The organism is Gordonia aichiensis (genome assembly GCF_039946255.1).
Taxonomy (GTDB): domain Bacteria; phylum Actinomycetota; class Actinomycetes; order Mycobacteriales; family Mycobacteriaceae; genus Gordonia; species Gordonia aichiensis_A.
Genome location: NZ_JBCDWL010000008.1, coordinates 57,498 through 69,823, shown reverse-complemented (window position 1 = coordinate 69,823; position 12,326 = coordinate 57,498). Strand labels below are relative to the sequence as shown.

Annotated in this window: 11 protein-coding genes; 8 read left to right on the top strand and 3 right to left on the bottom strand. The window is 69.4% G+C overall.

Translation table 11 applies throughout. The features are described 5' to 3' along the window. The first annotated feature begins 23 nt into the window (after positions 1-23). A complete protein-coding gene (locus AAFO60_RS11365) occupies positions 24-1,187 on the top strand; it encodes a steroid 3-ketoacyl-CoA thiolase (RefSeq protein ID WP_347956311.1) in 1,164 nt (387 codons plus the stop codon). 1 nt (position 1,188) lies between these two features. Beyond that, complete coding sequence (locus AAFO60_RS11360; RefSeq protein ID WP_347956310.1) at positions 1,189-1,668, top strand: nitroreductase family deazaflavin-dependent oxidoreductase; 480 nt, start codon at positions 1,189-1,191, stop codon at positions 1,666-1,668. A 665-nt stretch (positions 1,669-2,333) separates the two neighbouring features. Here the strand turns inward: AAFO60_RS11360 and AAFO60_RS11355 are convergent. Then, complete coding sequence (locus AAFO60_RS11355) at positions 2,334-2,585, bottom strand: ferredoxin (RefSeq protein ID WP_347956309.1); 252 nt, start codon at positions 2,583-2,585, stop codon at positions 2,334-2,336. 2 nt (positions 2,586-2,587) lie between these two features. Further along, positions 2,588-4,204, bottom strand: coding sequence for a fatty-acid--CoA ligase FadD8 (fadD8, locus tag AAFO60_RS11350; protein WP_347956308.1), 1,617 nt, complete (start codon positions 4,202-4,204; stop codon positions 2,588-2,590). Positions 4,205-4,370: 166 nt separating this feature from the next. Between fadD8 and AAFO60_RS11345 the strand changes: the two genes are divergently transcribed. Continuing rightward, a complete protein-coding gene (locus AAFO60_RS11345) occupies positions 4,371-5,027 on the top strand; it encodes a GNAT family N-acetyltransferase (RefSeq protein ID WP_347956307.1) in 657 nt (218 codons plus the stop codon). Between the two features lie 88 nt (positions 5,028-5,115). Here AAFO60_RS11345 and AAFO60_RS11340 read toward each other — a convergent pair whose 3' ends face one another. Beyond that, positions 5,116-5,709 carry a TetR/AcrR family transcriptional regulator gene (locus AAFO60_RS11340; RefSeq protein WP_347956306.1) on the bottom strand — a complete coding sequence of 198 codons (594 nt, stop codon included), beginning with the start codon at positions 5,707-5,709 and terminating at the stop codon, positions 5,116-5,118. A 297-nt stretch (positions 5,710-6,006) separates the two neighbouring features. On the opposite strand from AAFO60_RS11340, the gene AAFO60_RS11335 reads away from it, so the two are divergent. From AAFO60_RS11335 to AAFO60_RS11315, 5 genes are read left to right on the top strand one after another with little or no spacing between them, the layout of a single operon-like run. Beyond that, positions 6,007-6,861 carry an SDR family oxidoreductase gene (locus AAFO60_RS11335; protein WP_347956305.1) on the top strand — a complete coding sequence of 285 codons (855 nt, stop codon included), beginning with the start codon at positions 6,007-6,009 and terminating at the stop codon, positions 6,859-6,861. Further along, on the top strand, positions 6,845-8,896 hold the full coding sequence (locus AAFO60_RS11330) for an acetate--CoA ligase family protein (protein ID WP_347956304.1): 2,052 nt from the start codon (positions 6,845-6,847) through the stop codon (positions 8,894-8,896). Before AAFO60_RS11335 ends, AAFO60_RS11330 begins: the two co-directional genes overlap by 17 nt. Positions 8,897-8,950: 54 nt before the next feature. Beyond that, positions 8,951-10,147: an acyl-CoA dehydrogenase family protein gene (locus tag AAFO60_RS11325; protein WP_347956303.1), complete on the top strand. Its 1,197-nt coding sequence runs from the start codon at positions 8,951-8,953 to the stop codon at positions 10,145-10,147. A 5-nt stretch (positions 10,148-10,152) separates the two neighbouring features. Then, positions 10,153-10,920, top strand: a complete 768-nt coding sequence (locus AAFO60_RS11320) for an enoyl-CoA hydratase/isomerase family protein (RefSeq protein ID WP_347956302.1) — start codon at positions 10,153-10,155, stop codon at positions 10,918-10,920. After that, positions 10,917-12,320: an MFS transporter gene (locus AAFO60_RS11315; protein WP_347956301.1), complete on the top strand. Its 1,404-nt coding sequence runs from the start codon at positions 10,917-10,919 to the stop codon at positions 12,318-12,320. The genes AAFO60_RS11320 and AAFO60_RS11315 overlap by 4 nt, the downstream gene beginning before the upstream one ends. Positions 12,321-12,326 lie beyond the last annotated feature (6 nt).

Genomic DNA, 12,326 nt, shown 5'->3' with positions numbered 1-12,326 from the left:
ACGATTTTTTCGAAGGAGATGGCATGGGCGTACCAGTGATCGTCGAGGCGGTTCGCACCCCGATCGGCAAGCGCAACGGATGGCTGTCGGGCCTGCACGCAGCAGAGATCCTCGGCGCCGCACAGCGCGGTGTCATCGAGCGCGCGGGCATCGACCCCGCACTCGTCGAGCAGGTCATCGGCGGCTGCGTCATGCAGGTCGGCGAGCAGGGCAACAATGTCACGCGCACCGCGTGGCTGCACTCGGGACTGCCCTGGCAGACCGGCGCGACCACCGTCGACTGCCAGTGCGGTTCGGCGCAGCAGGCCAATCACCTGATCGCCGGCCTGATCGCCACCGGCACCATCGACGTCGGCGTCGCCTGCGGCGTCGAATGCATGTCGCACGTGCCGCTGGGCGCCAATGTCGGCACCGAGGCAGGCCCGCGTCGTCCCGCATCGTGGGACATCGACATGCCCAACCAGTTCGACGCCGCCGAGCGCATCGCCAAGCGCCGCGGGATCACGCGCGCCGACGTCGACGCCCTGGGCGTCCGCTCGCAGGCCAACGCCAAGCGCGCGTGGGACGAGGGCCGGTTCGACCGCGAGGTCCTCACCGTCAAGGCCCCCGAACGCACCCGGGAGGGCGAGCTCACCGGCCAGATCCTCGAGGTCAACCGCGATCAGGGCCTGCGCGAGACCACCCTGGAATCGCTCGGCAACCTCAAGGCGGTCATCGAGGGCGGCATCCACACCGCCGGCAACTCCTCGCAGATCTCCGACGGTGCCGCCGCCCTGCTGATCATGGACGAGGACAAGGCCAAGGCGCTCGGCCTGACCCCGCGCGCCCGCTTCGTCAGCCAGGCGCTGGTCGGCGCCGAGCCGTACTACCACCTCGACGGTCCGGTGCAGTCCACCGAGCGCGTGCTGGAACGCTCGGGCATGAGCCTGAACGACATCGACGTCGTCGAGATCAACGAGGCCTTCGCCTCCGTCGTCCTGAGCTGGGCCCAGGTCTTCGACGCCGACATGGACAAGGTGAACGTCAACGGCGGCGCCATCGCTCTCGGTCACCCGGTCGGCAGCACCGGCTCGCGCCTGCTCACCACCGCGTTGCACGAGCTCGAGCGCAGCGACAAGCAGACCGCGCTGGTCACCATGTGTGCAGGCGGCGCCCTGTCGACGGCCTCGATCATCGAGCGCATCTGAGTTGGACCCGAATTCGCGCCCCTCGCAACTCGATTCGCCCATCGTCGCGCACCTGATCAAAGTCGGGTCACGACTCAACACCCGGCTCTATCGGCTCACGCGCGGCAAACTGGGCGGAACCTGGCGGGTGGGCGCGGCCCTGAGCAAGCCGGCCCCGGTCTGCCTGCTCACCACCGTCGGACGCCGCTCGGGACAGGAGCGGACCGTGCCGCTCCTGTTCCTGCGCGACGGCGACGCGATCGTCCTCGTCGCCTCGCAGGGCGGTTTCCCGAAGAACCCGTCCTGGTACTACAACGTGCGCGACGAACCCGCGGTCCGCATCCAGATCGGCGACGACGAGCGCGCCTACCTCGCCCGGATCGCCGACGACGCCGAACGCGCCCGCCTGTGGCCGCAGTTGGTCGAGCTCTACGCCGACTTCGACACCTACGCCGCCTGGACCGACCGCACCATCCCGGTAGTCGTCTGCGCCCCCGCGTAGTCGCCCCGGGGTAGGGACGACGCACCCCGCAGGGTTGTCGAGTAGCCACCGAGCGCAGCGAGGCGGCGTATCGAGACGACCAGCCGCATCTCGATACGCCCGATGACTTCGTCCTCCGGCTACTCGATAACCCTGGGGACGACGCACCCACAGGCTTGTCGAGCAGCCAGGGACGACGCGCCCCCACAAGCTTGTCGAGCAGCCAGGGACGACGCGCCCCCACAAGCTTGTCGAGCAGCCAGGGACGACGCGCCCCCACAAGCTTTCCGAGCAGCCTGGGGGCTCAACGACGCATCCCCACAGGGTTGTCGAGTAGCCACCGAGCGCAGCGAGGCGGCGTATCGAGACGACCAGCCGCATCTCGATACGCCCGATGACTTCGTCCTCCGGCTACTCGATAACCCTGGGGACGACACACCCCAAAGGCTTGTCGAGCAGCCAGGGACGACGCACCCACAAGCTTGTCGAGCAGGCTGGGAGGACGCACCCCCACAGGCTTGTCGAGCAGCCTGGGGGCTCAACGACGCATCCCCACAGGGTTGTCGAGTAGCCACCGAGCGCAGCGAGGCGGCGTATCGAGACGACCAGCCGCATCTCGATACGCCCGATGACTTCGTCCTCCGGCTACTCGATGACCCTGGGGACGACCCGCCCCCGAATCCAGGTCAGGGAAGTTCGACGGGCTTTCCGTCGGCGAGGAGGGTCAGCGCAGATTTGGGACAGCGGCGCACGCCGGCGATGACCCGACCCTCCGCCTCGGGCGGGACGTGCGGATCGGCGATCGAGACGAAGCCGTCGTCGTCGAACGCGTAGAACTCCGGCGCCGCCTTCACGCATTCGCCGTAGCCTTCGCACAGGTCCATGTCTGCGACCACCGTCAGCTCCGGTCCGGCCGGGTCGGTCTCCTCGTCGGCCACCGTCAGCCCACCGCCCGTCCGCGCTCACCCCAGAATCGGGCCCGCAGCGCCTTCTTGTCGGGCTTGCCGAGCGCCGTCAGCGGCAGCGCGTCGTCGAAGATCACCTGCTTCGGCGCCTGCACGGCCCCCTTGCGCTCCTTGACCGCCGACTGCAGGTCGGCGGCGATCTGCGCTCTGCCCGCCTCACTCGAATCGGCGTCGGCCCGCAGCACGACGACGGCGGTGACGGCCTCGCCCCACTTCTCATCCGGGACGCCGACGACGCCCACCTGCGCGACCGCCGGATGCTCGGCGATCACGTCCTCGACCTCGCGCGGAAAGACGTTGAATCCGCCCGAGACGATCATGTCCTTGGTGCGGTCGACGATGAACCAGAAACCGTCCTCGTCCTCGCGGGCGACGTCGCCGGTGTGCAGCCAGCCGTCGGTGAAGGTCTGCGCCGTCTGCTCGGGCAGGCCCAGGTAGCCGCCGGCCAGCAGCGGTCCCGACACGCAGATCTCGCCCGGCTCGCCGCGCGGCACGCGATTGCCCTCGGCGTCCAACAGCGCGGTGCGCAGAAACGCCGACGGTCGGCCGCAGCTGCCCAGGCGCGCCTTGTCGTGCTCGTCTCTGCGCAGGTAGCTGATGACCATCGGGGCTTCGGACTGCCCGTAGTACTGGGCGAAGATCGGCCCGAACCGCTCGATCGCCTCCGCCAGCCGCACCGGGTTGATGGGCGAGGCCCCGTAGTACACCGTCTCCAGCGACGACAGGTCGCGCGTGTGCGAATCCGGATGATCCATCAGCGCGTAGATCATCGACGGCACCAGCATGGTCGCGGTGATCTTCTCCCGCTCGATGGTCTCCAGCACCTCGGCCGGATCGAACTTCCCGAGGACGACCATCGTGCCGCCCTTGATCAGGGTGGGCGAGAAGAACGCCGCGCCGGCGTGCGAGAGCGGGGTGCACATCAGGAACCGCGGACGCTCCGGCCACTCCCACTCGGCCAGCTGGATCTGGGTCATCGTCGACATCGCGCGCGCGGTGCCGATCACTCCCTTCGGCTTGCCGGTGGTGCCGCCGGTGTAGGTGATGGACACGACGTGTTCGGGCGGCAGGACCGCGGCGACGAGCTCCTGCGGCCGATACGTGGCCGCGGCCTCGATGATGTCGTGGCCGACGTCGGCGAGCTCGGTGGGCACCGGTCCCAGGGTGAGGACCTGCTTGAGGCTCTCGACGCGCTCGACGAGCGCGACGGCGCGTTCGACGAACATCGGATTCGGGTCGATGATCAGCGTCGACACGCCGGCGTCGGACAGGACGTAGGCGTGGTCGTCGAGCGAACCGAGCGGGTGCAGCGCGGTCCGTCGCCAGCCCTGCGTCTGGCCGGCGCCGATCACGAAGAGCACCTCGGGCCGGTTCAGGGCCAGCAGTCCCACCGCCGTTCCGGTGCCGGCGCCCGCGGCTTCGATCGCCTGGATGTACCGGCTGATCTGCTCGGCCATCTGCGCGCCGGTGAGCTCGGTGCTCCCGAGCCGGAGAACCGGTTTGTCGCGGTGACGACGCAGCGCGGCGACCATCAAGTCGCCGAGATGGACGGGGTTGTACAGCAGATCGTCGACACCGCAGGCAGGTTCCATGAACCGCATACTAGAACGTGTTCTAGTATTTCGGAAGGTCTTGCGCGAATTCGATTGTCCGACAACAAGTGACGGCATTTCCCCTTCTCGCCGCCGGCCTGCGCGGAACACGCCTGCTCGCCACAAAGGTCTGCCGCTCGGCCGTGATCGGACCTACTATCGAGATATGACTGATCTGGACCAGGCAGCAACCCGCCGAGACATCACCGATGCCCTGTTGACCGCCCTCGAGCGCCGCCACGAGGTCCTTGACGCCATCGTGGACGCCGAAGACCGCACGGCCGCCGTCGCCGCGATCGCCGACCTGCTCGGCAAGTCCGAGCTGGGTGCCGAAGCGGTGCTGAACATGTCGTTCTACCAGCTCACCAAGGCCGAGCGGCGCAGCAATCAGGCCGAGCTCGACAACCTCAACGAGGCCATCACCTTCACCCTCGCCGAGCGCCCGGCCAGCTCCGGCGACACCCTCGATCTGCGCCCCTTCTCCGCCGACGAGGACGCCGACCTGTTCGCCGAGCGGACCGCCGAGCAGGGCGTCGCGGGCGACGGTTCCGGCGCACCGGCCGGCGATGTGGGCGACGAGATCGCGAAGGGCGTCGACCGCGTCGACGCCGAGGACGCGGTCTGGCTGGTGGCCATCGAGGGCGCGACGAAGATCGGCTTCGTCTTCGGCGAACTGAACAACGGCGAGGTCGACGTCCGCATCTGGATCCGCCCCTCGGCACGCAAGCACGGCTACGGCACCGCGGCCCTGCGCAAGTCCCGCTCGGAGATGGCCGCCCTGTTCCCGGGCGTCCCGATGGTGGTTCGCGCACCCAGCGCCTGACTCAGAACCCGAACGGGGCCCGGTCCGCATCGCGGATCGGGCCCCTGGTCGTTTCGGCAGTCGACCACCAGACGGCGGCGCCGCGAGGTCACGGCAGCAGCGACTCCTGCACGAATCCGACCAGGATCTCGCGCATCGCGGTCACGTTCATTCCCGGCGCGCCGGTGAGGACCTGGATGGCGCAACCGTCGGTGAGCGCGGTGAGCCGGTGCGCGACCAGATCCGGATCGACGTCGGCGCGGAAGACTCCGTCGCGCCGACCGCGTTCGACGATGCGACGGATGGTGTCGCGCCACCGCCCGTAGAACTCGTTGTGAATGGGTCGCAGCTCGGCACGGATGGTGGCCTCGGCCCAGAACTGAACCCACACCGACCACTCGTCGCGGACCTCCCCCAGCCTCGGCAACTGCATGTCGATCAGCGTGAGCAGCCGCTGATAGGAGTCGGCGATCCCCCTCAACTCCGCACCCTGACGCGTGAACGCGTTGTCGATCGCGTGTTGCAGTGCCGCGGTGAGGACGTCGTTCTTCCCGGGGAAGTAGTAGTGCACCGAGCCGGTGGACGTCCCGACCTCCTTGGCGATGTCGGAGATCCGCACCGCGTGGTAGCCGCGGTCGGCGATCAGCCTTGCCGCGGCGCTGAGAATCGCGTCGCGTCGCGAGTCTTCGAGCTGTGCCGTCATTCCTCGCTCCTTCCGTTGAGCCTCGAATCGAGGCGGCTAACTCAGTCAACCACAGAACGCAATCTGACGCACGCGTCAGACATTCCATCGAACGATTTCGGATTTGCTGAAAATTCTTCAACCGGCGAGTAACACGCTTCTGCCTGCGCATTTGTCGACTTCGATCGCACCTCGCGGCACATTCTTGCGTGAGCCCAACCATGCAAAGCTTGACTTAGGGCATAGGTCACAGGATACAACTGATGCGTCAGTCAGACACCAGCTGCACGACAGCGACGACCCGAACGAGGAGGACGAATGGAGCCCCGTGGATCGGCTGCCGACACCCCCGGCGCCATCGATGCCCTGAACCCCCGCCTGCACCAAGGCAAGGTGGCTCTGGTCACCGGGGGCGGCACCGGCATCGGCCGGGCCATCGCACTCGACCTGGCGCGCTGCGGCGCCGACCTCGTCATCGCCGGACGACGCCCCGAACCCCTCGCGGAGACCGCCGCCGAGATCGCCGCCCTCGGCGGGCAGGTCCTCACCGTCTCCGCCGACATCCGCGACGAGGAGCAGGTCGCCGACATGGTGACCCGGGCCCTCGACCGCTTCGGTCGGATCGACATCCTCGTGAACAATGCGGGCGGCCAGTTCTCCGCTCCCGCCGAGGACATCTCGATCAAGGGATGGCGAGCGGTGCACCGGCTGGCCGTCGACGGCTCGTGGACGGTCACCCGCGAGGTCGCGGCGCGCACGATGATCCCGCAGCGCAGCGGCGTCGTCTTCTTCATGGGCTTCTCTCCGCGCCGCGGCATCGCCTCGATGGTCCACGCGACCTCGGCGCGCGCCGCGCTCGAGAACCTGGCCTCCGGCCTGTCCCTGGAGTGGAGCCGCTACGGCATCCGCACCATCAACATCGCCGCGGGCACCATCGCCACGCCCGGCATGGAGGGCAACTACACCGCCGAGGACCGCGCCGGCTGGGAGGCCGGGGTCCCGATGGGCCGGCTGGGCACCGCCGAAGACATCTCCACCGTCATCGCCTTCCTCGCCTCCCCCGCCGCCGGCTACATCACCGGCACCACCATCGCCATCGACGGCGGCGCCGACAACTGGGGCGTCGCCCACCCCGCACCCAAAATGGAGACCTCAGATGACCAGCACGCGTGACCTGACCGCACTCTTCGACCCCAAGTCGGTCGCGATCGTCGGCGCCAGCAACGACGAGACGAAGTACGGCAACTGGCTCAGCGTCCAGGCCCTGCGCATGCCCGGCGATCGTCCGGTCCATCTGGTGAACCGCCGCGGCGAGCAGGTCCTCGGCCGCGACACCGTCACCGCCCTGTCGGAGCTGTCCGAGCCGGTCGACCTGGTCGCGATCGCCGTCCCCGCCGCAGGCTTCGAGGCGGCGGTCGACGACGCCCTCGCCGCCGGCGCGCGCGCCATCGTCGGTGTCACCGCCGGATTCGCCGAGCTGGGCGCCGAGGGTCGGGCCGTGCAGGACAAGATCGTCGCCAAGGTCCGTGACGCCGGCGCCCTGCTGCTGGGACCCAACTGCCTCGGTGTCCTGGACACCACCACCGGCCTGTTCCTGGCGTCGAACGAGCTGCCCGCCGGCCGGGTGGCGCTGCTCTCGCAGAGCGGCAACATGGCGCTGGAACTGGCCGGCTTCCTCGCCGAACGCGGCCACGGCTTCTCCCGGTTCGTCTCGCTCGGCAACCAGGCCGACCTCAACGTCGCCGACGTGGTCCGCGACTGCGCCGCCCACGAGGGCACCGACGTGATCGCCGTGTACTGCGAGGACTTCGGCGACGGCCGGGCCTTCGTCGACGCCGCCGCCGCGGCCGCCGCGGCGGGCAAGCCGGTCCTGCTGCTCACCGTCGGCGGCAGCGCCGCCTCGATCCGCGGCGCGGCGTCGCACACCGGCGCCCTCACCTCGGGCACCGCGGTCATCGCCGCGGCGTGCCAGGCCGCGGGCGTGCGCCGGGTGTCGAGCCCGCGTCAGCTCGCCGACGCGGCCGCGGCCCTGCTCAGCTTCGGTTCGCGCCGCGTCGCCACGGTCGGTGTGCTGGCCGACGGCGGCGGTCACGCCGGCGTCGGGTCCGACGTCGTCGACGCCACCGGCCTGCAGGTCCCCGAGTTCGCCGAGCAGGTGTCGGCGGCGCTGCGCGCGGAGCTGCCGCCGTCGGCCGCGGTCAGCAATCCCGTCGATCTCGCCGGCGCCGGAGAGCAGGACATCACCTCCTTCGCCCGCGTCCTGGACACCATCCTGAGCGACGACGCCATCGACGCGGTGCTGGTCACCGGCTACTTCGGCGGCTACGGCGGGTACGGCGAAACCCTGGCGCGCCAGGAGATCGAGACCGCCCACGAGATGGCCGCCGTGGCCGCCCGCCACGGCAAGCCGGTGGTGGTGCACACCATGCACCACGCCAGCGAAGCCGCGAAAGCGCTCGCCGCCGCAGGCATCCCGGTGTTCAGCGCCGTCGAGGACGCCGCTCGCACCCTGGCGATCTTCGGCGACGGACTCGCGCCGCGCTGCCCCGGCGCCCTGGCCCGGGTGGCGCAGACCCCCGCCGAGTCGGACAGCTACTGGGAATCGCGCGAACTGTTCCGCGCCGCCGGCGTCGACTTCGGTGCCGCCGCCCTGGTCGAGACCGCCGACGAGGCGGCCGCGGCCGCCGAGCAGATCGGCTTCCCGGTCGTGGTGAAGGCGATGGGTCTGCTGCACAAGTCCGACTCCGGCGGGGTGGCCCTCGGTCTGGCCGACGCCGCCGCCGTGCACGCCGCCGTCACCGACATGCAGACGCGACTGTCGCCGCCGTCGTTCTGCGTCGAGGAGATGGCCGACCTGAGCAGCGGCGTCGAACTGATCGTCGGCGTGCAGACCGATCCCCGCTTCGGCCCCATCGCGATGGTCGGACTCGGCGGCATCTTCACCGAAGTCCTCAAGGACGTCGCCTTCGCCCTGGCGCCGGTCGAGGTCGACGACGCCCGCAGGCTCCTGGAGAGCCTGCGCGCCGCGGCCCTGCTGCACGGCGTCCGCGGCCGCGCGGCGGTCGACCTCGACGCCGCGGCGCGCGCCGTCGCCGCGATCACCGCCGTCGCCGCCGACCATCCCGAGATCGCCGAACTGGAGATCAACCCGCTGCTGGCGACCTCGACCGGCGCCCAGGGCCTCGACGCCCGCATCGTCCTCGCCTGACCCCCTGCCCCCGCAATCATCAATCCCCCAACCCTTTTCGGAAGGAAAGAACCCATGGAATTCGCCTACACCCCGCGTCTGGCCGAGCTGAAGAAGCGCGCCCGCGCCCTGACCGAGGCGATCATGCCGTTCGAGCTCGAATGCGAGCAGAACAACGGCCTGTCCGACGAGTCCCACGCCATCATCAAGGCCGCCGTCCTCGACGCAGGCATGCAGGCCATCAACACCCCCGTCGAGTACGGCGGCGCCGGCCTCACCGTGCTCGAGCAGGTCGTCGTGCAGGACGAGTTCGGCAAGCTGACCGGCGCCCTGTGGGACGCCATCTGGCGGCCGGCCAACCCGCTGGCCCACGCCACCCCCGAGCAGATCGAGCGCTACCTGATCCCGGGCGCCAAGGGTGACCGTCGCGACGCCGTCGCCATCTCGGAGAAGGACGCCGGCTCGGACTTCTCGTCGGCCACCACCTCCGCCACCCCGGACGGCGACGGCTACCTGATCAACGGTGAGAAGTGGTTCGTCACCGTCGGCGACGTCGCCGACTACCTGATCGTGCTGGCCTACGTGCAGCCCGAGAACGCGCCGACCATGTTCCTGATCGACAAGGACACCCCCGGCGTCAGCATCAAGCACGTCCCCCGCTTCACCCACACCTTCGTCTACGAGCACCCCGAGTTCGTCTTCGACAACGTCAAGGTCGGTCCCGAGGCCGTCCTCGGCGGCATCGGCGAGGGCCTGGACCTGACCCGCGACTGGTTCACCGAGGAGCGCCTGATGATCGGCGCGCGCACCATCGGTGCCGCCGAACGCGCCCTGACCCTGGCCGTCGACTGGGCCAAGAACCGCGTGCAGGGCGGCGAGCCGCTGATCAACTACCAGCTCATCCAGGGCATGATCGCCGACTCGGTGGCCGACATCGCCACCAACCGCGCCCTCACCCACCAGGTGGCGTGGGAGTTCGACAACTCCGACCTGTCCGACCCGGACGTCCGCAAGACCCTGCACGCCAAGGCAGCCACCGTGAAGCTCGCCGCTTCGGAGGCGTCCAACCGGGTCGCCGACCGCGCCGTCCAGATCTTCGGCGGCCGCGGCTACATCCGCGAGTACCCGGTCGAGCGGCTGTGGCGCGAACTGCGTGTCGACCGCATCTGGGAGGGCACCTCGGAGATCCAGCGCCTGGTCATCGCCAACGAGGCGAACAAGCGCGGTCTGGAGAACCTGCTCAGCTTCCCGTTCGCCGCGGACGGGAACTGATCGAGATGGCGGCCGGGACCACTCCCGTAGACGGCACCGTCGACGTTCGGCGCGAAGGGGATGTCGCCGTCGTCACGCTGAACCGGGAACGCAAGCTCAACGCCCTGTCGACCCACATGGAGGGACGACTGCTGCAGGCTCTGAACTCCGACGAGGTGACCGGCAGCCGCGCCGTCGTCGTCACCGGCGGAGACAAGGTGTTCTCCGCCGGCGCCGACACCGGCGAACTGCGCGAGATGACCCCGGCCGCCATCGCCCGCTACTACCGGGAGACCGGGCACGTCTACGAGACCTTCGCAGCGCTGCCCCAGCCCACCGTCGTCGCCGTGGCGGGCTACTGCCTCGGCGGCGGGTTGGAGCTGTCCCTGGCCGCCGATGTGCGGGTCGCCGATCCCAGCGCCGTGTTCGGCTTCCCCGAGGTGGCCATCAACATCCTCCCCTCCTCCGGCGGCGTCACCCGGGCCAACCGGGTGCTCGGCGCCGGCCGGGCCCGCGACCTCGTCCTGCGTGGACGCCGGATCGACGCCGCCCGCGCCGACGCCTGGGGGCTGATCACCGAACTCAGCGCCCCCGGCGAACACATCCCCACCGCGATCGACGTCGCTCGCGAACTCTGCCAGTACCACCCCATGACCATGTCTGTCACCAAGCAGGTGATGCAGGCCAGTCTCGACTCCTCCCAGTCAGCCTCGTTGCTGCTCGAGCAGATCTCCTACGCCCTGCTCAACAACTGCATCGACGACGGCACCTCGAACGATGGAGACAATCAATGAATCCACTCGACGTCATGGACCGGCCCGCCAAGCGCGGGTTCATGGCCAAACTCCTCGTCGCCTGCTGTGGCGGCCCGTTCCTCGACGGCTACGTGATGAGCATCATCGGTGTCGCGCTCATCGGCCTGGCCACCGACCTCAATCCGTCGACCACTGAGTCGGGCCTGATCGGTGCCGCGTCGCTGATCGGCATCTTCTTCGGCGCGACGGTCTTCGGCGCCCTGACCGACAAGATCGGTCGCGAGAAGATGTACGCCCTGGACCTGACGGTGCTGGTGGTGGCCTGCGCCATGTCGGTGTTCGTCACCGAGGCGTGGCAGCTGATCGTGCTGCGCTTCATCATCGGTGCCGCGATCGGCGCCGACTACCCGATCGCGACGTCGCTGCTCACCGAGTTCACGCCGAGCAAGAAGCGCGGTGCGATGGTCGGCATGTCGGCGGTCGCATGGTCGGCCGGTGCCGTGGCCGCCTACATCGTCGGCGCCGCTGTCATCGCCACCACCGGCGGCAACCAGAACTGGCGTTGGCTGCTCGCCTCGAGCGCCATCCTGGGCGTGATCGTCGTGATCATCCGCCGCGGCATCCCCGAGTCGCCGCGCTGGCTCATGCAGAACGGCCGCGTCTCCGAGGCCGAGGACGTCATGGAGAACATCTACGGTGTGCGCCCCGACCTCACCGTCGCCGCCGCCCAGGCCGTCGAGTCGAAGAAGGACATCAAGATCGCGGCCATGTTCCGCGGCGAGTACGGCAGACGCCTGCTGATGTGTTCGGCCCTGTATCTGGCCGTGGTGACCCCGCTGTACGCCCTGCTCACCTTCCTGCCGGTCATCCTCGAGGGATTCTCGATCTCCGGCGACGGCCCCACCGGCCTGATGGTCGAGACGGTGATCATCGGACTCATCGTCGCCGGCTCCATTCCGGCGCTGTGGCTGGTGGAGCGGGCGGGTCGTCGACCCGTCGCGGTGATCCCGCTGTTCCTGATGATCGTGCCGCTGGCCGGTCTGTGGCTGTGGGCCGGCGGTCCGCTGTGGTTCGTCGTCGCCGCCTTCTGTGCCTACGCGTTCATCTCCGGCGGACCCAGCATCCTGGTCTGGATCTACCCGAACGAGTTGTTCCCCACCGAGATCCGCGCCAGCGCCGTCGGACTGGCCACCGGCATCAGCCGCTTCGGCGCCGCCACCGGCACGTACCTGCTGCCGCTGAGCATCGCGAAGCTGGGCATCGGCACCACCATGCTCTTCGGTGCGATCCTGACCGCCATCGCGGCCGTGATCTGCCTGTTCATGGCGCCGGAGACCAAGGGCCGCTCGCTCGAAGAGGTCTCGGAGCTTCCCGAGGAGACCGAGGTCGCGACTGCCGCAGGCTCCTTCGTCCCGCTTCAGCAGCGCCCGGCGATCTGATGACCG

What these genes read in the sequence shown, in the direction of transcription:
- AAFO60_RS11365 (WP_347956311.1), top strand. Translation starts at nt 24, where the DNA reads ATGGGCGTACCAGTGATCGTCGAGGCGGTTCGCACCCCGATCGGCAAG.
- fadD8 (WP_347956308.1), bottom strand. Translation starts at nt 4,204, where the DNA reads ATGGAACCTGCCTGCGGTGTCGACGATCTGCTGTACAACCCCGTCCAT.
- AAFO60_RS11345 (WP_347956307.1), top strand. Translation starts at nt 4,371, where the DNA reads ATGACTGATCTGGACCAGGCAGCAACCCGCCGAGACATCACCGATGCC.
- AAFO60_RS11340 (WP_347956306.1), bottom strand. Translation starts at nt 5,709, where the DNA reads ATGACGGCACAGCTCGAAGACTCGCGACGCGACGCGATTCTCAGCGCC.
- AAFO60_RS11335 (WP_347956305.1), top strand. Translation starts at nt 6,007, where the DNA reads ATGGAGCCCCGTGGATCGGCTGCCGACACCCCCGGCGCCATCGATGCC.
- AAFO60_RS11330 (WP_347956304.1), top strand. Translation starts at nt 6,845, where the DNA reads ATGACCAGCACGCGTGACCTGACCGCACTCTTCGACCCCAAGTCGGTC.
- AAFO60_RS11325 (WP_347956303.1), top strand. Translation starts at nt 8,951, where the DNA reads ATGGAATTCGCCTACACCCCGCGTCTGGCCGAGCTGAAGAAGCGCGCC.
- AAFO60_RS11320 (WP_347956302.1), top strand. Translation starts at nt 10,153, where the DNA reads ATGGCGGCCGGGACCACTCCCGTAGACGGCACCGTCGACGTTCGGCGC.
- AAFO60_RS11315 (WP_347956301.1), top strand. Translation starts at nt 10,917, where the DNA reads ATGAATCCACTCGACGTCATGGACCGGCCCGCCAAGCGCGGGTTCATG.